Below are 19747 nucleotides of genomic sequence, written 5' to 3' on the forward strand. Positions count from 1 at the left end.
CTAGCCCGATTACACATGACTGTTTCATAAAGTGGACCAATAATGCGAAGTACCGACGATTTTTTAATTTTTTATCACCTAATCGAACAAGGTTCTTTTAGTAAAGCGGCTGATATTGTTGGTTTAACTAAGTCTGTGGTGAGTAAACACATTACCCGTTTAGAAAAAGAAATGGGTGTGCAACTGATCTTTCGTACCACGCGTAAATTAACGCTAACGGAAGCCGGTAAAGTATTTTTTGAACATGCCAGAACCATTTACCAATCGGTGCAAGGTGCAGTCGATGCGATGAATGGGCTCGGGGATAGCTTATCCGGTTCTATTCGGTTAACCGTACCGACAGTGTCTGGTGAAATTATTCTAGCCGAAGCAATTGCCGATTTTAGTGCAAGTTATCCCGATATTCATGTGCATATGGACTTAGATAATAGCTTTGTTGATTTAATTGATAACAACTTTGACTTGGCAATTCGTACTGGTGCATTACAAGATTCGAGCTATATTGCCCGCCGTCTAGTACAAGCACAATGGGTGATCTGCGCATCACCAACCTATTTAGCTAAAAATGGTACACCGAAGCGCCCCCAAGATTTAGACAAGTATAATTGTTTGGCCTACAGTCATCAGGAAAGCGGCGCGAATGAGTGGTTGTTCAAAGGGCGTGAAGAAAACTACAGCGTCAAAATATCAGGTAACTTCAGTACCAATAACGCTGCCGCCTTACGTAAAGCGGCGTTATTCAATTTAGGCTTGATATACGTGCCTAAAGTGCTGGTGGCCGATGATTTACAAGCCGGAGCCTTGGTTGAAGTATTGCCAAAACAGGTGGCTAAGTCGTTAGGTATTTATGCCATTTACCCGTATACCAAACTTCAACCGTTAAAAGTGAAGCTGTTTATCGAACACATTTATCAGTTTTACCAGCGCCAAGCTGATAACTTTAGTTAAACGTTGACGAACGACCCAAAGAACATAAAAAAATAAATAATGAATAAATAGCGAGGAAGGATACGATGCTTAAATACAGTGAGATGTTACTTGATCGTGCATCTAATCAACGCAAAAGCCCCGAATGGCTAGCGAGTCAAAAGAATAACAATAGCCGTTGGGTATTAACCCATTCAGATCAAAACTATTTTAACCAAGCAGATAATACACCGTTATTTTTAATTCTTGAGGCTGTCCAGCACCTTGATTTAGAGGCTGCTGTGTTTTTAGGGCTTGATGAAAATAATGATAATACGCCTTACTTTGCGTTGGACTTAACCCATGTTGATGACGCGTTATTCGCTGCCTTTTTGGTTGATGGTGAGTTTAGCGATCTGCGTAAAGTCGCGGTGATACTGGATAACCAGTCGGCGTCATTATTGGCACTGGCACGTGGTTTAGGTTTTTGGCATCGTTCGCATTGTTTTTGTGGGCGCTGTGGCAGTGCTAATAAATCGGTATCTGCAGGACATGCACGATTATGTACCAATCCAGATTGTCAGCATCAAACATTTCCACGTACCGATCCTGCGGTGATCATGATTGTGCGAAAGCAGTTTCCTGATGGTATTGAACGTTGTCTGTTAGGCCGTCAAGTCGAATGGCCAGAAGGCGTGTACTCGACCTTGGCGGGTTTTGTTGATCCTGGTGAAACGTTAGAAACTGCCGTTGCCAGAGAAGTACAAGAAGAGTCGGGTATTCGCGTTACCAATGTGCAGTACTTAGCCTCACAACCTTGGCCATTTCCATCCTCTATCATGTTAGGATTTATTGCCGATGCCAGCAGTGATGATATCCATGTTGATAAACAGGAAATCGATGACGCCCGCTGGTTTTCCCGTGCTGAATTACAATCGTTCGGTAATTGGGGCGATGATGCTCCCGGCTTTAAAGTACCAAGACGCGATTCAATTTCGGGTTATTTAATTGATCACTGGGTTAGTTTGGGTGATTAATTTTTGTCGTTGTGGGCTACTAGCGCATAGCCTATGCCGTCTATTCGCGTAATAAGTACTTGAACTGGTTAAAGAATGTAAAGAAGCTTGTGGTCAAATATGACTTAAAGTCATAATTGATACTGGCGAATTTAAAGAAGCACATTTAATTAAACGTGCTAGCGGAATTTGTATCGATCCTGCTGCGTACTCATTGCCGATGCTTCTATTGGTTTCGTAGTCTTTACCGCAGAAGAAAGCAATAAATCCTTGATGTAAAATCCCACTTATTTGCAGTAAGTGGGATTTTTTTCATCCTCAATCCATTCCAATCAATTCTGTGCGCCAAAGCACCGCCGTTTTACTTCGTGTCGTCCCTGGTAATAGGGATGGACGATAATCTGGTATTTTTACGAGTTACGGAGTATTAGATTCACTAATATACTGATAGCAAGCAAGGCAAAGTACACGTGCTATAGCTGAGGGTATTAATGACGCTTATAGATAGCGACGGCGTAAAACTTGTTTTTAATCTGCGGTTCAAAAAATTATTTAACTATCGACTAAACAAAACTGGAATTGTTCATGACAAAAATAAATAAAGCATTATCTCTCACATTAGCAGCTATCGTATCTATGCCTACTCTTGCAGAGAGCATAAATACCGACGATTTTTCTTTTGGTGGACGTGTTGAAGCAAGGGCCGTACTTACAGACAGCGATTTTTCAGATGCATCTCGCGTTCGTTTAAACGGCCAAGGTAAGCATCAAATTAATGAAGATATCACTGCTATTGGTAAATTTGAATTTGAAATAACACAAGATGAGAAAGAATCTGGTACGACTACCAAAAATAATACACGTTATTTATACGTTGGTGCCGAGACTGCTTACGGTACTCTAACGTACGGTACTCAAGATAATGCTGTTACATACCTTACCGATTTTACCGATATGGCTGAATTCTTTAGTGGTTATACAAACGAAAACATAACAGCCAGTGGTGACAGATCTGAAGATACTGTTCTTTATAGCGTGACCAACGGTGATTTTAAATTCAATGCATCCGCTAACCTAAAAGCTACGGAAAATGGCGGTGGTGTGATGGTTGCTTATCAATTACTTCCAAATATTGAAGTGAGTGCTGGTTATGCGGCAACAGAAGGTTTTGAGAAAAATACATCTAGCATAGTAGGTATTGATGAGACTGAATCATCAGATGTATACATGGTCGGTGCTCGTTACACTAAAGATGGCTTTTTACTTGCTGGGTTAGTACAAGCTGGTAGCTATGGCGGTTCTGACTTCAATGCCGTTGATGCATATGCCGCTTATGCATTTGGTAAAAACAATGTGAATGTTTTATATAATTACTACAGTGCCGATGATACAAACGAATTAGATATTAACTTCGTTGCATTTGAATATGCTCGCTATATTGGTGACGTAGCTGCATATGCGAGTTATAAAGTTGCACTTAACTCTGATACTTCAGCAGGCTATAAATACAATGCAGATGAGTTTGTAGTTGGTGCTCGCTACTCTTTCTAACCCTGACTGATTCATTGGAATTGGCCTCTTATTGAGCGGCGTGTAACCAAGAGTTCGCGTTCGCTGCTTTTGTCGGTTTCTTAGTCTTGACCGCAGAATAAAATAATAAATCCTTTATGCTAAATCCCGCTTATTTGCAGTAAGCGGGATTTTTTTGATCGTTTAATATTGGTATTACTGTAAAATCCCCCCACAACCTAGCCCTATAAAACTAATATTTGGAAGTATTACTTAAAATATGATCGAGATTGAATATGCTATTGGTGAAATTAAAACGTCGATGTTTGTCGTAGAAGATTACATTTTTTACCTTATTGCGAAAGAGTGGATAAAGGCCGAAGATCTTAATGTGGGTGACAAAATATCCAGTTGCAGTGGTACTGTAGCAGAGATTTTATCCATTAATAAAATCGACGAACCACAATATCGTCCTGATTTAAAACTGAGTCACAATCATCACTACTTTGTTACAACAAGTAGTGTGTCAGCTCATGACAAAATCAGTGCTGACGCCCCTGCTGATTCGCTTGAATCAATCGCATACCTGTTAGCAAACAAACCCTCTAATTTCCCTGATGGAACACCAACGGGTGATCATGCAGGTCCTTGGGCTGCAGCGAAATATATCAACTGTGATACCAGTGAAGAAGTCATCGGCTGGGGTCGTGCAAGTGACCATATGTGTGCTGAAGATGCCGCGATAAGTGATTTGAGACATAAGCTGGATGATGCTATCGGATTACATCGAGGTAATGTCAAAATTTCACATGCCTACGTGAGAAAGTATACTCGCAAAGGTCGCTTCGTGAATAAAATGAGCCCTTGTACTCACTGCCGAGATAATTATGGCAGCTCGCTAAATGACATAACCATGGGAACAAGCAATGTCGCTAAAGAAGGCCGAGGGTATTTGGCTCCTGTAGGTAACTAAGGCTAATTTAAAATATTCACCGCTTAAGAGGTGGTCGAAATCGCGTGGCTATTTATTGAATATAGTCCCTTAACTACTCATGTGAAAAGGCCCCCAGCTAGACTTAGCTGGGGGCCTTTGATTAATAAGCGTTATAAAGTGTACTTATTATATAAACGTACTCATTACCGCGGCAATTAGACCGTAGATAATCATTGGAATAACGGTGCGTTTAATGATGTAACCTTCTTTGTTCGAAATACCCAAGATAGTCGATACTGCAATGATGTTGTTAATACAGACCATGTTACCCATCGCGCCACCCACAGATTGCAGTGCCAAGATAGTTGTTTCAGGTAAGCCAACTGTGGTTGCGATTGTTTGCTGAATACCACCAAATGTCAGGTTAGATACTGTTGCCGAGCCCGAGAAAAATGCACCTAGTGCGCCCAGATAAGCAGATGCAAACTGCCAGTTAGTCCCCATAAAATCAGAGAGTGCCATGCCAATGATTAGAATAGGTGAGTTCTCACCGCCCGCCATCATTAGTTTTACCATGATCAGCGCACCAATCAAGGTAATGAATGGCATTTTGATACGGCTACCTGTTTCGCAAAATACTTGCTTAACCATGCTGCCTTTAAGTTTAAACAGTGGGATAGAAATTAATACCACTAATAAGAAAGGAACAAGAGCCGGAACATAAAGTGCTTTGTAAGCCCAAGTCACGTTAGTCCCTAAGATGTTACTTAGCTTGAAGATTAACGCTTGGCTGATACTAAAGTCACCTAAGTTCCCCAACGACGCTGACACTGCTTCAGTCGCATCCGTTAGCATTGATTTAATACCAAGCTGCTTAATACGCGTCACAATTAAGATAACAATTAATAGCAGTGTGGGTGTCATGGCTTTGAAGATCTCGCCACGGCTCACAGTCTGCTTCGATGTGTTGTCGTCTGGACTTGCGGCTACTTTACCCAAACCGACGTTTAACTTAGCTAGGCCAATCGAGATAGTCAGGCCAATTGCGCCACCTACTAATGCTGGGAATTCATAGTTCCATTGTGCGAATAAGAAATACGGGATAGTACACGACAGGGTACTTAATAGAATGAAGACGTAGTTACGACGGATCTCAGTCCAAGACGTGACAAAGCGTAATGCCAATACTGGGATAACAAATGCCGCAACAAAGTGGATCATTGCCGTTTGTTGACCAATTTCTAATAACTGGTTATCGGTTAAGCCTAAGCCTGAGAAACCAAACCATGTTGGCGTACCAACCGCACCAAATGATACAGGTACCGAGTTCATCACTAGCGCTAACATCGCTACTTGTAATGGTGGGAAACCCAAACCAACTAAGATCGGCGCTGCAATGGCCGCTGGCGTACCAAATCCGGATGCACCTTCAATCATAAAGGCAAACGCCCAACCAATGATCATTAACTGAGCAACTTTATTACGGCTGATGCCTTCTAACCAGCGACTGATGGTATTTTCAGCCCCTGACAGACACATCATGCGGTTCATTAAAATTGCCCCGGCAATAATCGATATAGGGGTAATGGCTGACAAGCTACCAGCGATTATATTTGCCCAGATCAGAGTCAGGTCTGTTTGGAAATAAAAGATTTGCAGTGCTGCCACAAACAACGCTGTTAACGGCAGTGCAATGTACGAGGGTACACCATTCTTTTTGGTCATCATCCATATTAGGGCGATAATTGGCATCATTGCCAAGATTAGGGATGTCATTGCTACCCACTCCATTTGTGCTCAGGCTATACGTCTATCTGGCTTACTTATTATGATAGTTATGCATGAGTCTATTTATTATATTGTTTGAATGTATTGTTGATAAAGTACAAGTAAGTAAATTCCTGTGCTTTCCTAAATACCCGTATCGTGTGGGGAATGGATTGTAAGAGCTTAAGCCTTAAATTCCACCCCTCTTTTTAGGTATGCAATAAGGACTATGGGTAACAAATGTGACATAAATAACAATGTGTAAAATAACGTAAAGTATTAATTACTTCAAAATCAACTGCTTGATGATAAATGGGCGAGTCGCTATAAATGATTGTAGCGGTATTAGAAACAGTGATTGTCATAATTCACGGTAATAAAAAGGCGTGTCACTATCGATAAAGTAACCGATTTACGCGTTTTTTATGATGTGATAATTTATTATGATGAAATTTAACTACAAAAAGTAGGGTTTATAGATTTGAATTTATAGTTTCGTTATTTTATTACACGTCAGAATCCTTATTACCTCTGGCGTGGTAGCCAGTTGCTGCTGACTAATTACACTACATTGCCAAATGACTCATTACCGTTAATGTCGAACATCATTGTTTCCATATTTGATCTAATTATGCCAGTCCTAATTCCTAGATTAAAATATAACTGGTTGTTTTAAAATAATTTGTTTGCTTTTACAAAAAGTTAAGATCACACAAACACCGACATTAAGATATTTACAGGCTGTAATCATGTTCGTTTTTTGCTGTGCTTGCTTATATCATGCTCCAAAAAATAAGCTCGGTGAGCAAGGTGAGATGATGAAAGTTAATTTTTTTGTAACCTGTCTATGTGATGTCGTTAAGTCAAACGTCGCTAAAAAAACAGTGCTATTACTGGAACAGTTAGGCTGCGAAGTATTGTTTCCTAAAGATCAAGGCTGCTGCGGTCAACCGTCATTAAATAGCGGGTATATCGAATCAAGCAAGCCAGCGATGAAATCATTAATTCGTGCCTTTGAAGGTAACGAGTATCCAATCGTAACGCCTGCGGGTTCATGTGCGGCAGCGGTAAAGAAATACCCTGAGTATTTAGCGGATGATCCTGAATGGGCGGCGCGTGCACAAGCGGTATCGGATCGTTTGTTCGAACTGACGCAGTTCATTGTGAATGAGCTTAAAGTCGAAAATGTTGGCGCGAAACTTCCTGGTCGCGGTGTTTATCATCCGTCTTGCAGTCTTATTCGTAAATTAGGAGTGCGTGAGGAGCCGCTTAAATTACTGGGTAATGTCGAAGGGCTAGAGCTTGTTGCTATTAAAAACCAAGAAACCTGTTGTGGTTTTGGCGGTACCTTCTCAATCAAAATGTCAGAGATCTCTGGTGAAATGGTGAAAGAGAAAGCAACCCATATTACTGCCGTAACACCCGATTACTTAATTGGTGCTGACGTGAGTTGCCTAATGAACATTGCCGGGCGTTTATCGCGCGAAGGAAAAACCGTGCAAGTCTTGCATATTGTTGATGTGCTAATGAGCCAGGTAGGAGAATAACATGTCGATGAAAACCAGTGATGTGATCTTTAAACAGCGTATTAAAGAACAAATGCAAGATGGCTTCATGCGTAAATCGGTGGCTAATGCCCAAGAACGTATGTTGACCAATCGCCAATTAGCGGCAGACAAACTCGGTAACTGGGATGAGTGGCGTGAAAACGGCATGGAAATCCGTAACCATGTATTAGACAACCTTGATTATTACTTACATCAGTTAAGTGAAAACGTGCAAAAGACCGGTGGTCATGTATTTTTTGCCGAAACCTCGCAGCAAGCAACTGACTACATTGAAAATATCATCAAAGAAAAAAACGCGAAAAAAATCGTTAAATCTAAATCGATGGTGACAGAAGAGATCGGCTTGAACGCTGTGATCCAGCGTAACAACTGCGAAGTGATTGAAACCGATCTCGGTGAGTATATTTTACAAGTGGATGACTGTGATCCACCGTCGCACATTGTAGTACCTGCGTTACATAAAAATCGAGAGCAGATCCGCGGCGTATTTGAAGATAAGATTGGTTATACAGGCAGTTCTGATCCAGAAGAAATGACGCGTTTTGTGCGTGAGCATATTCGTCATGATTTTCTTGAAGCCGATATTGGTATTACTGGTTGTAACTTTGCGGTTGCAGAATCGGGCTCAATCAGTTTAGTGACTAACGAAGGTAATGCACGTCTGGCGACCTCGTTACCGAAAGTACATATCGCAGTGATGGGCATGGAGCGTATTGTCCCGACCTTTGAAGAACTCGACATCATGGTGAGCTTGTTATGCCGTAGTGCGGTTGGTCTGCCATTAACAGGTTATGTGACGGCGATTACTGGCCCAAGAGAATCGAATGATATGGATGGTGCTGAAGAGTTCCATTTAGTGATCTTAGATAATGGGCGTTCAGATATTTTAGCGTCAGAGTTTAAAGACATCTTACGTTGTATCCGTTGCGCAGCGTGTGTTAATACATGCCCTGCTTATCGTCATATTGGTGGTCAGTCTTACGGTTCTATCTATTCGGGTCCAATCGGTGCGGTACTGTCACCATTACTGGGTGGGTATGAAGATTTCCAAGACTTACCGTATGCGTGTTCGTTGTGCCAGTCTTGTAATGATGTGTGTCCGGTGAAGATCCCACTGTCCGATCTGCTATTAAAACACCGTGAAAAAATGGTGGTTAAAAAAATCACGCCATTGGGTGAACGTATGGCGGTATCAGCATTTAACTACCTTAATGCGAGTCCTAAATTATGGAATATGAGCATGAAGATCGGTGGTAAAGTGGCACCTAAATTGATTAAAAATGGCAAGTTGCCAATTAATGTCGGCGCGATAGCTGACTGGACAGAAGCCCGTGATTTACCACAACCCGATGGTGAATCATTCCGCAGTTGGTTTGCGAACCGTGATACCGCTGCTGTCACTGGTATAGTTAAAGCTAAAGCTAATAAGAGTGAGAAATAATCATGCAAGGTAAGATACATAACCGCGATACTTTTCTAGGCTCACTGGCTAAAAAACTGGGTCGTGAACTGAATACTCAAGGTGTAGAACGTCCACCATTGCCACATCGTCCTCATCATGATGTGATGGCGGATTTTAGCCAGCAACAACTTGCAGATGTGTTTTTAGAATACACGAATAACAACTTAGGGTCGTTAGGGGTAAGCTGTAACAAAGATGAATTACATGAAACGCTCACTCGTATCTGTACTGGTTTTAATGCCGGTAAAATTGTAGTGTCGGGTGATTGTCGTTTAACCGAGTTACAAGTGACTAAGCATCTTAAGCTGCAATTTGATGATGTTTATACTTGGGATACAGACCAAGCGCATGACACTAATATCAAGCAAGCGGAGCAGGCGAAAGTGGGTATCGTATTCGCTGAGCAAGCCTTGGCAGAGTCGGGGACGATGGTATTATACAGTGCATCGACACATGGCCGTTCAGTGAGTTTATTACCGGAAACATCGGTGTTCTTGATCCCGCAAAGCCAAATTATGCCACGCATGACTCAAGCGACTAAGCGTTTACATGATAAGGCGCAGGCTGGGGAGCGTTTACCGTCTTGTGTTAACTTCATTTCTGGTCCAAGTTCGACCGCCGATATTGAGTTGATTAAAGTTATTGGTGTGCATGGTCCTATCCATGCCGCGTATGTCGTGATTGCAGATATGTAATCTAAGTGAAGTCAATGAGGTTGGATCTATTCAACCTCGTTGTATTTATTCACTCTCGTTACATTTATCCACTATCGTTGCATCTATAGAACCTCGTTACATTTATCCACTATCGTTTAATTATACGATTTAAGTGTATAATTACAGATTATCGCCCCCAAAAAATTAGCTGAGAATGGCATGCCGCAAATTGATGATTTAGTGTTATTTACCCAAGTAATAGAACAAGGTTCGTTTAGCAAAGTTGCCGAAGCGAACAAGGTCACTAAGTCTGTGGTGAGTAAACGTATCAGTAGATTAGAAGAAGATCTTGGCGTACAGCTAATCTTCCGTACTACGCGTAAACTGACATTAACCGAAGCGGGGGAGATGTTATTCTACCGCGCTAAAGGCATTGCCCAAACCGCGAAGAATGCTTTTGATACCGTAACCAGTTACAGCGAAACCTTAGCGGGTCATATCAAAATGTCAGTACCCACTATCTCGGGTGAGTTATTATTAGCGAGAGCCGTGGCGGAATTTTGTGAAAAACACCCTGGACTCACGGTAGATATGTCGATGAACAATGACTTTGTCGATCTGGTCGCAGATGGCTATGATTTGGTGATCCGTACCGGCCATTTAGAAGACTCAACTCTGATCGCGCGTCATATCTTTAATTCGCGTTGGATGATCTGCGCCAGCCCTGAATATTTAGTGCAACAAGGTGAGCCCCAATTCCCCGAACAGTTGGCACCATACAATTGCTTAGGCTATACTTGCCAAACTAGCGGTGCATTTAATTGGTTATTTACTCGTGATGACGCCACGTATAAAGTTAAAGTATCGGGTAATTTTAGTTCTAACAATGCAGTTGCGCTTAAGCAAGCGGCATTGGCAGGGAAGGGCTTGGCTTATCTACCAAAATGTTTGGTCTATAACGAACTTGCTAGTGGTAAGCTGGTGGAAGTTTTGTCACAGCAAACAGCGAAGGTCATTGGTATTTATGCAGTGTATCCTTATACCCGTAAACCGGCGAAAAAAGTGCAGCTGCTCATTGAGCATATTCGTACTTGTTATCTGGAAATGAAAGAAAATTTTTAAAGTGTTGGTATCGACCCATAATTCACAACTGGCGATCTACATTATAGATCGATGACCTAATCAAAATGGAATAATCGCTATGCTAATTGTCCATATTGTTTTTTCTTTGTCTTCTTAGCATGCCTATACTTAGAACACCCAATCCTAAGAATGCGACCGTCGTTGGTGTTGGTACATTGATGATTTCCTCTACTTTAATATCAACAAAAGCCTTGGTAAATGAAGTCGCGGTAAGGCCACCTGCTCTAAGTTGATTCAAATCCCATGCTGCCCCACCAGTATCAAGTGCCAAATTAACGTAGTGAGCGATTGAAGAACCCGAACCAGTCGTTGCAGTCGCTCCAGTACAAGTACTAAAGCCACCGCTACCATCCGCTTCATAACCTAGGGAGCTAGTCATACCAAGTGCAGTGTTACCGTTACCACATTCGAAACTGACATTAATAATAGCGTTAAGTAATGCCGCTGCGCTTGATAGACTCGTTGCTGCATTTATTACACCGAATGCCCCGTCACTGTCTTCGTCGGTGACTAATATTATGTTCTTGACAGCACCGCCTGTGTACGCATAACTAGTGAGCGCATAGTCGATTGCTTGGAGACCATTTTCATGACCACCTGTGAGTACTAACCCGCCCGTAGCTGTATCGAATTGAGCTGCAGAGCCTAATTGACCCCCACCGACGGTATGTTGATGACCAGCTACAGCGTGACCTCCGTTACCCGATGCACCATAACCTGTTAAGCCATAGGTAGCGTTGAACGAATCACCAGCAGCAACAGCGAGTAACGCTGCATCTAAACTTGTAATCATCATTCCTAACCAGCCGTGTTCGGTACTCATTGAACCGGATTCATCTACAACTGCGACAACGTTAGTATTAATTGGTGTTGCCTTTACTGGTGCTATCATCACTGCCATTGTAGATAATACCACTGTTGATAATATGCTTTTAAATACTTTATTGTGTTTCATGACGCTTGTCCTTTCATATCATTTTCATAAAGTTGAAAAGTGAATTGAAGACTACTTGTACTTAGCATTTAGGAGCGAGCATACCCTATGCCACATTGGTTTTTATCTTTTAAATCAGTCAGATAAATTTTAGCTGTAAATCGTTTTTTAATATTTTGTAAAATTTTTCGACAGTCTTTTCGGGCGTTTAATACTGTAGGTGGTAAGAGAAGATATCCAGAGTTAATATTTGTGCTTGATTTAATTTGTATTATTAACTGATTTATAGGTTAAATAGTAGGTGTAAATTTTATCAGATACATTACAATCCAGTTCCTTATTTTGTAATGCGAACTATCCATGATTGATTTATCTATTCTACCAGTCTATTTGACTGCTGTTGTAGCCCTATTACTGATCCCAGGTCCTGACATGTTATTAATTGCCAGTTCAAGCTTAAGTTATGGTCGCAAAGTAGGGGTATTTGCCAGTTTGGGTAATGCAACATCAGGTATTATCTTAACTTTATTGGCCGCGATGGGTGTGTCTGCGATGATCGCGATGAGCCCGATGGCGCTTAAAGCCTTGCATTTATTGGGTGGTTTATATTTATTAAAAATGGGTTGGGATTGTTTACGCACTAGCTCGGTTGTTGCTCCTGAAGTGAATCAAACCAGCAAAATGGCACGCTCACTGTACCGTAAAGCGGTATTCAGCAACTTGTTAAACCCTAAAGCCTTATTATTCTTTGTGTTGTTCTTACCACAGTTTGTATCATCAAATATCGAGACGTCTTCTGGCGAACAAATGCTCGCGCTAGGTTTATTGCTTAACGTATTAGGTTTATTGTTTAACTTAATGTTAGTGGTGACGGTGGGTACCTTAGGTAAATCATTATTAACCAACGAGCGCTTCCACATCTACCAACATAAGATCATGGGTTCGGTATTCGTATTACTTGGCGCTTGGTTGTTGCTCTCGCAAGTACCAGCGGCCATTGGCTAGTACTAGTATATAAATAGTCATTAGATAAAATAAACAGCTAAAACAGCGTAAGCAGACTGCACGGATGCAGTCTAGTGAGTCAAATAAACCTTAAAGTAATATTTCCTCTTATTCATTTATATTTACCAATTAGACTACGTGATTTACGTCACATTAGGTGCTATACTCCGCCAACTTAAAATTCAGTAATTTATATTTAGTCCACTTTTTGGACAGGAGCGTTCCCTATCATTAGCACAGCAAATATTACAATGCAGTTCGGTGCCAAGCCACTTTTCGAAAATATCTCAGTTAAGTTCGGTGGCGGTAATCGTTACGGTTTAATCGGTGCTAACGGTTGTGGTAAATCAACATTCATGAAAATCTTAGGCGGCGATTTAGATCAAAGCTCTGGTAACGTGAAGCTTGATGAAAACGAACGTCTAGGTAAATTAAGTCAGGATCAATTCGCATTCGAAAACAACACTGTACTTGATACAGTGATCATGGGCCACGCAGAAATGTGGACAGTGAAAGAAGAACGTGACGCAATTTATGCTAACCCAGAAATGACTGAAGCAGATGGTATGCGTGTTGGCGATCTAGAAAGTGAATTCGCAGAGATGGACGGCTACACAGCTGAATCTCGTGCGGGTGAACTACTAATCGGTGTTGGTATCCCAGTAGAACTACACTACGGCCTAATGAGCGAAGTTGCTCCAGGTTGGAAACTACGTGTACTACTAGCACAAGCACTATTCTCTGATCCAGATATTTTACTACTTGACGAACCAACGAATAACTTGGATATCGCCACGATTGACTGGTTAGAAGAAACACTAAACGCACGTCAAAGCACAATGGTAATCATCTCGCATGATCGTCATTTCTTAAACAGTGTTTGTACTCACATGGCTGATCTAGATTTCGGTGAATTACGTGTTTATCCAGGTAACTACGATGATTACATGTTTGCTTCTGCATTAGCGCGTGAGCAACTACTAACAAGCAACTCGAAAAAAGAAGCGCAAATTACAGAGCTTAAAGCATTCGTTGCTCGTTTCTCTGCAAACGCATCGAAAGCAAAACAAGCATCATCACGTGCTAAACGTCTTGATAAAATTGAGCTTGATGAAGTTAAAGTATCTAGCCGTCAAACGCCATTCATTCGTTTCGAGCAAGAAAAACAGCTTTATCGTAATGCATTAGAAGTTCAAGACCTAACAAAAGGCTTTGATGATGGCCCATTATTCTCTAACTTCAAGACGATGGTAGAAGTTGGCGAGCGTATTGCAATTATCGGTACTAATGGTGTTGGTAAAACAACATTAATGCGTATGTTAGTAGACGAACTTACTCCAGATTCGGGTGAGTACAAATGGTCTGAAAACGTAAACATCGCTTATTATGCACAGGATCACGAATCATACTTCGAAGAAGATATGACGCTAATGGAGTGGATGAATCAGTGGAAAGAAAAAGGCGATGACGATCAAACTGTTCGTGGTTACCTAGGTCGTCTACTGTTCTCTAATGATGACATTAGCAAGAAAGTAAGTGTACTATCTGGTGGTGAAAAAGGCCGTATGCTTTACGGTAAATTAATGATGCAAAAACCAAATGTATTATTAATGGATGAACCAACGAACCACATGGATATGGAATCAATTGAAGCATTGAACATAGCGCTTGAGAAATATGAAGGTACTTTACTATTCATCTCTCATGACCGTGAGTTTGTATCTACAGTTGCGACACGTATCTGGGATATCACGCCAAACGGCATCATTGATTTCGACGGTACTTACGAAGAATACATCGCAAGCAAATAATAAGCATTAACCGAGCAATCGGTGCTTGTTTTAAGTGAGTGAATGATTGATTAAAAAATAGAAAAGGCCATCACATTATGTGATGGCCTTTTTTGTACCTGCGTCCCGCCTTAAGCTGCGTTATTGCTCACGCTTGATTCTGATTTGTACGTCACTGGTATGAAGCGACTGAGTATCAAAGATAAGCAAGCAATCGCCGCGCCAGCGTAAAATACTAACGATGGATTATATAACCAGATCATGCCGAAAATCACCGGAATAACGACAGCAGCAATATGATTAATCGAGAAACTCACGCCCATGCTACCGGCAATATCTTTCGGATCGGCAATCTTCTGGAAATAGGTTTTTAATGCAATCGCCATTGCAAAGAATAAGTGATCAATAATATACAGCACGGCGGCAAACTCTGCTGACTCTACCAAGGCGTAACCAATAAACACAAAGATAAGTCCGGTATATTCGAATGTTAATGCGCGACGCTCACCTACACGACCAATCCATGCGCCGATTTTAGGCCCTAAATACAGATTAATGACATGATTGAGCATGAATAGTGCGGTGATTTCAGGTACACCGTAACCGAATTTTTCGACCATGAGGAAACTTGCGAAGACGATAAATATTTGTCGGCGGGCACCCGCTAAAAAAGTCAGCAAGTAATACAAGCTGTAGCGCTTACGCAAGATGAGTTTTTTGTGTTGTACATGGGTATTTTGGACTTTAGGTCTATGGGTTGCGAGCCAAGCGGTGATTACCAGCCCGAGCAGTCCACATGCCATGTATACGGTTACATAGTCTGCCTCAAACACGGTGAACGCCAGCCAAATACCCGCAAAGGTAAAGAGGGCTGCAAATGATTTCACCGCGAGTAGGCGACCCAGTTGCGCAGGGGCTTCGGCTTTACTAAACCATTGCAGGCTCAATGATTGGTTGATGGTTTCGTAATAATGGAAACCCACAGACATAAGCACGGTTGTGGCATATAAGCCATAAACAGAGGGAAAAAATCCCGTTATCGCCACCCCAATCGAGAGCAAGGATAAGGCAATAATGGCAAATACTTGTTCTTTTAGTATCAGCAATACAAATGCAGCCGTGAAAGCAAGTAACCCTGGGATCTCACGTATCGATTGTAAGGTGCCTATTTCGGCCCCTGTAAATGCGGCATTCTCGATAGCAAAGTTATTCAGTAGTGCGTTCCATGCCGAAAAGGTCATCGACATGACAATACCGGCAAGGGCGAGAAAAACAAATGGGCTTTCTTTGGAGAAGGATGTAAAAATTGATTTAGGCAATGGTTTCATGGCTATCGACTGCTAATTGGCTGGGAGACAGTTAGATTAGCATTGTTATTAGTATAGTTATAACCTTTACGCCTCGCGTACTGGGAATCGTATATGGTAGTGAGAGGGGGAGGAGGTGGCTTGTTTATTAAAACAAAGCACCAAAACGAGCGAGCTTGTTTACTTGGTGCTTTGTCTAAATATTGATATCCGCTTATTAGATTTATTTAGGGCGCGGATTATCGTGTAGGTGTATAGCGTTCGATTTCTTCTTATTTTTCGTTAACAGCTTTTGTTATTGCTTTAATTTTTTTGCTAATTTCACGGCGTTCTTTAGATAGTTCAGCACCGGTAATGATGTGGTCATCAACACGGTCTTCATAATCTGATTTCATGTTCGCAATGATTTCAACAATCTCTGCTTGAGTCATTTCTGGCGCAAGATAATCAAGTAGATTATCAAGTAGATCGACACGTTTTTGGTTATCACGGATCTTCTTCGCGTTATCGAGGATCTCACGTTTTAGCTTGTTTTTACGACGAGCACTTTTTACTGCATCAAAAGCATTATTCATTTGTACACCCTATTGTTCATGAAAAGTTATTAAAAGAAATCCTCTTTAATTTAACAGGATAATGTCCTAAAAGCTCTGTGTTTTTGACCTAATTAGAGCCAACTTTAAAATTTTTGCACTACATCAAGAATGGTTATTTTATAAACCACCCAGTAAAAATGTGGCTTGTGTTATTATTACGTGATAACTCATTGAAGGAATTACCATGCAATATCAAGATCTAACTCAGCAGTGGCCGGCATTCTCTAAAGCGATTTTAGCATTCTCACATCAACTTGGTTTACTTGAACAATCAAACTCAAAAACTGATGCGTTATGGTGTGATCATATCGCATTGCGGGTTAATGATATTGCAATCGCAGAGTCACTACTGGCTGAGTTTAAACAACGTGGTAAGGTTATTTCTGACAGCATTATTAACGGTCGACCGATATATATAATAGTATTAGATAAGCCGTTAACGTTAGATGATTGGCAGATTGATTGTGTCGAACTGCCGTTTCCTGCCAAGCATTATCCCCAACAAGGTTGGGAACACATTGAGTTAGTGTTACCGGGTAATGCGACTAATATGGCAGAGCTAGAACAGGCATTACGCCTGATTAATCCTGATATCGATAGGATGTTAGCGAATGACCGCAGCATTAAAATTAAACGTTCATCACCACAGGCAGCAGGTGAAACATTAGCAAACCCTACGATTGCATTTAAACAAGGTGATATCTGCATCAAGGTACATAGTGCGGGCATTAAAGCTGTTGTTGCGAGTGAATCTACGGCATAATAATACAATTGATAATCATTCTCAAAAGCATTAGGTAAACGTGGTTTTATATAAATTATGATAAAAGAAAATACGCAATTTGAATCGAAATCTCAGCAACATGATCAACAAAAAAAGGGTACACGTATTAGCTGGCAGTTGATCCGACAACGTGTATTACGCCAAAAGAAACCATTAATTACTGCCCATATTATTGCCGTTTTTGCCACCTTAGTCAGTGTCCCTATTCCGCTGATGATGCCTTTACTCGTGGACGAAGTATTGTTAGAAAAACCCGGTGCGGCGGTACAAGCAATGCAAAATATGTTCCCTGAATCATGGTGGGGGCCGCAACTGTATATTCTGGCAATCCTTGGTTTTGTGGTGTTGCTACGCTTGTCTAGTTTAGTCTTGTCGGTATGGCAAGCGAGACAATTTACCATCATTGGTAAGAACTTAAGCTTCTACATTCGTAATAAATTAATGCACCATTTACCGCTGGTATCATTAACTGAGTATGAAACGCAGGGCTCGGGCGGGATCAGCTCTCGTTGTATCACCGATGTTGAAACTATCGATAAATTCTTAGCTGAGACCTTATCTAAGTTCCTAGTCAGTATGCTCACCATTATCGGTACGGCTGCGATCTTGTTATGGATTGATTGGCAGTTAGGTTTAATCATCTTATTGTTGAATCCGGCAGTTATCTATTTTTCTCGTTCGTTTGGTAAGCGGATTAAAAATTTAAAAACACGTGAAAATGCCGCCTTTGAAGCATTCCAAGAAGCGCTAATTGATACCTTAGATGCAATCCAACAGTTGCGTACTGCGCAACGTGAGAAACAATATTTTAGCCGTGTTATTGATGCGGCGAGTGAGTTACGTCATAGCGCGATCCAATCACAATGGAAAACCGATGCGGTTAACCGTCTAAGCTTCACTATCTTCTTAATTGGTTTTGAAGTGTTCCGTGCGATCGCTATGTTGATGGTCGTTTTTGCTGATCTGACTATTGGTCAGATCTTCGCGGTATTTGGTTACCTGTGGTTTATGATGGGACCGGTACAAGAATTATTAAGTATTCAATATACCTACTTTGCAGCCTCGGCGGCATTGAAACGATTAAACGGCGTGTTCGAATTAACACAAGAGCCACAACATCCGTGTGTGGTTGATCCGTTTTCAGGTCAAGAAGGCGTAACGGTTGAATTCAAAGATGTGTGTTTTGCTTACAATAGTGAAAACAAAGTGATCCGTAATGTAAACTTAGTGATCCCGAAAGGTAAGAAAGTCGCGATTGTTGCTGTGAGCGGAGGTGGTAAATCGACACTGGTGCAATTGCTATTGGGTTTATATGAGAAACAGCAAGGCGAGATCTTAATTAACGATGTGCCGCTAAACCAGATTGGTTATGATAAAGTACGTGAAAATATTGCCACGGTATTACAGCAACCTATCTTGTTTAACACCTCGATACGTGAAAATTTATCTATGGGTAATAGTTTTACCGATGATGAATTATGGCAAGCACTGCAAGTCGCAGAAATGGCAGACACAATTAAACAACTGGGTCATGGATTAGATACCTTAGTCGGACGTAATGGTGTGCGTCTTTCTGGTGGTCAACGCCAGCGTTTAGCGATTGCGAGAATGGTATTAAGTAAACCACAAATGGTGGTATTTGATGAAGCAACATCGGCATTAGATACCGAAACCGAAAGTCGTTTACACCACAACCTTAGCGAATTTTTAGAAGACAGAACGACATTAATTATAGCCCATAGACTTAGCGCAATTAAACAGGCTGACTTGATCTATGTGCTCGACGATGGCGAAATAAGCCAGTCAGGACAACATCATGAATTATTACAGGTTGAAGGGCTTTATCAAACATTGTACGGTCGCTTACAATCTACTCATTAACCGTGAGGACAAAAAGAGTATGAATAAAGAGATAAAGAACACAGATAAAAGCAGTATTACAGTGACTAAAACTGATGCCGAGTGGCAAGCAGAGTTAACGGATGAAGAGTTTCACGTGTGCCGTAAAAAAGGCACAGAGCATCCTTACACGGGGACGCTGTTAAACAATGAGACCGTGGGTGTATATCACTGCAAATGCTGTGGTAGTGCGTTATTTACCAGTGATAGCAAGTTTAATTCGGGCTGCGGTTGGCCAAGCTTTGATAAAGAGATTAAATCAGGCGCAGTGGTGTATACCGAAGACAGCAGTTTAGCCATGCAACGCATTGAAGTGACGTGCAGTAACTGTGATTCGCATTTAGGACATGTATTTCCGGATGGACCAACAGAGACAGGTCAACGTTTTTGCATTAACTCGATATCGATGGGTTTTAATGCCAATAGCAAAGACTAGGTCATTAAGCTAGAACGCTAAAGCGATCGTCACAA

At 41.3% G+C, this 19747-nt stretch carries 17 protein-coding genes; 13 read left to right on the forward strand and 4 right to left on the reverse strand.

What is annotated here, in order from left to right; translation table 11 throughout:
- Positions 1–42 precede the first annotated feature (42 nt).
- The 4 genes from AKG98_RS15625 to AKG98_RS15640 all read left to right on the forward strand — a co-directional run bounded on the left by AKG98_RS15625 (position 43) and on the right by AKG98_RS15640 (position 4404).
- Positions 43–948 (forward strand): LysR family transcriptional regulator, encoded by a 906-nt coding sequence (locus AKG98_RS15625; RefSeq protein WP_067047837.1) that lies wholly within the window; start codon positions 43–45, stop codon positions 946–948.
- Positions 949–1013: 65 nt separating this feature from the next.
- Positions 1014–1943 carry an NAD(+) diphosphatase gene (nudC, locus tag AKG98_RS15630; RefSeq protein WP_067047842.1) on the forward strand — a complete coding sequence of 310 codons (930 nt, stop codon included), beginning with the start codon at positions 1014–1016 and terminating at the stop codon, positions 1941–1943.
- Between the two features lie 564 nt (positions 1944–2507).
- Positions 2508–3473 (forward strand): porin, encoded by a 966-nt coding sequence (locus tag AKG98_RS15635; protein ID WP_067047845.1) that lies wholly within the window; start codon positions 2508–2510, stop codon positions 3471–3473.
- 238 nt (positions 3474–3711) lie between these two features.
- Positions 3712–4404: a hypothetical protein gene (locus tag AKG98_RS15640; RefSeq protein ID WP_067047849.1), complete on the forward strand. Its 693-nt coding sequence runs from the start codon at positions 3712–3714 to the stop codon at positions 4402–4404.
- Positions 4405–4551: 147 nt separating this feature from the next.
- Here AKG98_RS15640 and AKG98_RS15645 read toward each other — a convergent pair whose 3' ends face one another.
- On the reverse strand, positions 4552–6141 hold the full coding sequence (locus tag AKG98_RS15645) for an L-lactate permease (protein ID WP_067047851.1): 1590 nt from the start codon (positions 6139–6141) through the stop codon (positions 4552–4554).
- Positions 6142–6881: 740 nt separating this feature from the next.
- Between AKG98_RS15645 and AKG98_RS15650 the strand changes: the two genes are divergently transcribed.
- The 4 genes from AKG98_RS15650 (at position 6882) to AKG98_RS15665 (ending at position 10940) form a co-directional block, all read left to right on the forward strand.
- Positions 6882–7679 carry a (Fe-S)-binding protein gene (locus tag AKG98_RS15650; protein ID WP_255358642.1) on the forward strand — a complete coding sequence of 266 codons (798 nt, stop codon included), beginning with the start codon at positions 6882–6884 and terminating at the stop codon, positions 7677–7679.
- 1 nt (position 7680) lies between these two features.
- The gene (locus AKG98_RS15655; protein WP_067047854.1) at positions 7681–9141 is read left to right on the forward strand and encodes a LutB/LldF family L-lactate oxidation iron-sulfur protein; all 1461 of its coding nucleotides are present in this window, start codon (positions 7681–7683) and stop codon (positions 9139–9141) included.
- Between the two features lie 2 nt (positions 9142–9143).
- Positions 9144–9857: a lactate utilization protein C gene (locus AKG98_RS15660; protein ID WP_067047857.1), complete on the forward strand. Its 714-nt coding sequence runs from the start codon at positions 9144–9146 to the stop codon at positions 9855–9857.
- Positions 9858–10037: 180 nt separating this feature from the next.
- Positions 10038–10940: a LysR family transcriptional regulator gene (locus AKG98_RS15665; protein WP_067047871.1), complete on the forward strand. Its 903-nt coding sequence runs from the start codon at positions 10038–10040 to the stop codon at positions 10938–10940.
- 82 nt (positions 10941–11022) lie between these two features.
- Here the strand turns inward: AKG98_RS15665 and AKG98_RS15670 are convergent, their stop codons facing one another.
- A complete protein-coding gene (locus tag AKG98_RS15670; protein ID WP_067047881.1) occupies positions 11023–11916 on the reverse strand; it encodes a hypothetical protein in 894 nt (297 codons plus the stop codon).
- 339 nt (positions 11917–12255) lie between these two features.
- Between AKG98_RS15670 and AKG98_RS15675 the strand changes: the two genes are divergently transcribed.
- Both AKG98_RS15675 and AKG98_RS15680 read left to right on the forward strand, forming a co-directional pair.
- The gene (locus tag AKG98_RS15675; RefSeq protein WP_067047886.1) at positions 12256–12900 is read left to right on the forward strand and encodes a LysE family translocator; all 645 of its coding nucleotides are present in this window, start codon (positions 12256–12258) and stop codon (positions 12898–12900) included.
- A gap of 227 nt (positions 12901–13127) precedes the next feature.
- Positions 13128–14711 (forward strand): ABC-F family ATPase, encoded by a 1584-nt coding sequence (locus AKG98_RS15680; RefSeq protein ID WP_083543987.1) that lies wholly within the window; start codon positions 13128–13130, stop codon positions 14709–14711.
- Positions 14712–14821: 110 nt separating this feature from the next.
- On the opposite strand, the gene AKG98_RS15685 is transcribed toward AKG98_RS15680, so the two are convergent.
- Both AKG98_RS15685 and AKG98_RS15690 read right to left on the reverse strand, forming a co-directional pair.
- On the reverse strand, positions 14822–16018 hold the full coding sequence (locus AKG98_RS15685) for an MFS transporter (RefSeq protein ID WP_067047891.1): 1197 nt from the start codon (positions 16016–16018) through the stop codon (positions 14822–14824).
- Between the two features lie 251 nt (positions 16019–16269).
- Positions 16270–16572, reverse strand: a complete 303-nt coding sequence (locus tag AKG98_RS15690; RefSeq protein ID WP_045109488.1) for a DUF496 family protein — start codon at positions 16570–16572, stop codon at positions 16270–16272.
- Between the two features lie 205 nt (positions 16573–16777).
- Between AKG98_RS15690 and AKG98_RS15695 the strand changes: the two genes are divergently transcribed.
- The 3 genes from AKG98_RS15695 to msrB are packed head-to-tail and all read left to right on the forward strand — an operon-like array spanning position 16778 to position 19712.
- The gene (locus tag AKG98_RS15695; RefSeq protein ID WP_067047902.1) at positions 16778–17356 is read left to right on the forward strand and encodes a VOC family protein; all 579 of its coding nucleotides are present in this window, start codon (positions 16778–16780) and stop codon (positions 17354–17356) included.
- A gap of 57 nt (positions 17357–17413) precedes the next feature.
- Positions 17414–19258, forward strand: a complete 1845-nt coding sequence (locus AKG98_RS15700; protein WP_067047907.1) for an ABC transporter ATP-binding protein — start codon at positions 17414–17416, stop codon at positions 19256–19258.
- Between the two features lie 19 nt (positions 19259–19277).
- On the forward strand, positions 19278–19712 hold the full coding sequence (gene msrB / locus AKG98_RS15705; RefSeq protein WP_067047913.1) for a peptide-methionine (R)-S-oxide reductase MsrB: 435 nt from the start codon (positions 19278–19280) through the stop codon (positions 19710–19712).
- The last annotated feature ends 35 nt before the right edge of the window (positions 19713–19747 follow it).

It is taken from the genome of Moritella sp. JT01, from assembly GCF_001574435.1.
GTDB lineage: Bacteria > Pseudomonadota > Gammaproteobacteria > Enterobacterales > Moritellaceae > Moritella.

What these genes read in the sequence shown, in the direction of transcription:
- AKG98_RS15625 (WP_067047837.1), top strand. Translation starts at nt 43, where the DNA reads ATGCGAAGTACCGACGATTTTTTAATTTTTTATCACCTAATCGAACAA.
- AKG98_RS15665 (WP_067047871.1), top strand. Translation starts at nt 10,038, where the DNA reads ATGCCGCAAATTGATGATTTAGTGTTATTTACCCAAGTAATAGAACAA.
- AKG98_RS15655 (WP_067047854.1), top strand. Translation starts at nt 7,681, where the DNA reads ATGTCGATGAAAACCAGTGATGTGATCTTTAAACAGCGTATTAAAGAA.
- AKG98_RS15640 (WP_067047849.1), top strand. Translation starts at nt 3,712, where the DNA reads ATGATCGAGATTGAATATGCTATTGGTGAAATTAAAACGTCGATGTTT.
- AKG98_RS15650 (WP_255358642.1), top strand. Translation starts at nt 6,882, where the DNA reads ATGTTCGTTTTTTGCTGTGCTTGCTTATATCATGCTCCAAAAAATAAG.
- msrB (WP_067047913.1), top strand. Translation starts at nt 19,278, where the DNA reads ATGAATAAAGAGATAAAGAACACAGATAAAAGCAGTATTACAGTGACT.
- AKG98_RS15700 (WP_067047907.1), top strand. Translation starts at nt 17,414, where the DNA reads ATGATAAAAGAAAATACGCAATTTGAATCGAAATCTCAGCAACATGAT.
- AKG98_RS15645 (WP_067047851.1), bottom strand. Translation starts at nt 6,141, where the DNA reads ATGACATCCCTAATCTTGGCAATGATGCCAATTATCGCCCTAATATGG.
- AKG98_RS15685 (WP_067047891.1), bottom strand. Translation starts at nt 16,018, where the DNA reads ATGAAACCATTGCCTAAATCAATTTTTACATCCTTCTCCAAAGAAAGC.
- AKG98_RS15675 (WP_067047886.1), top strand. Translation starts at nt 12,256, where the DNA reads ATGATTGATTTATCTATTCTACCAGTCTATTTGACTGCTGTTGTAGCC.
- AKG98_RS15635 (WP_067047845.1), top strand. Translation starts at nt 2,508, where the DNA reads ATGACAAAAATAAATAAAGCATTATCTCTCACATTAGCAGCTATCGTA.
- AKG98_RS15670 (WP_067047881.1), bottom strand. Translation starts at nt 11,916, where the DNA reads ATGAAACACAATAAAGTATTTAAAAGCATATTATCAACAGTGGTATTA.
- AKG98_RS15690 (WP_045109488.1), bottom strand. Translation starts at nt 16,572, where the DNA reads ATGAATAATGCTTTTGATGCAGTAAAAAGTGCTCGTCGTAAAAACAAG.
- AKG98_RS15695 (WP_067047902.1), top strand. Translation starts at nt 16,778, where the DNA reads ATGCAATATCAAGATCTAACTCAGCAGTGGCCGGCATTCTCTAAAGCG.
- nudC (WP_067047842.1), top strand. Translation starts at nt 1,014, where the DNA reads ATGCTTAAATACAGTGAGATGTTACTTGATCGTGCATCTAATCAACGC.
- AKG98_RS15660 (WP_067047857.1), top strand. Translation starts at nt 9,144, where the DNA reads ATGCAAGGTAAGATACATAACCGCGATACTTTTCTAGGCTCACTGGCT.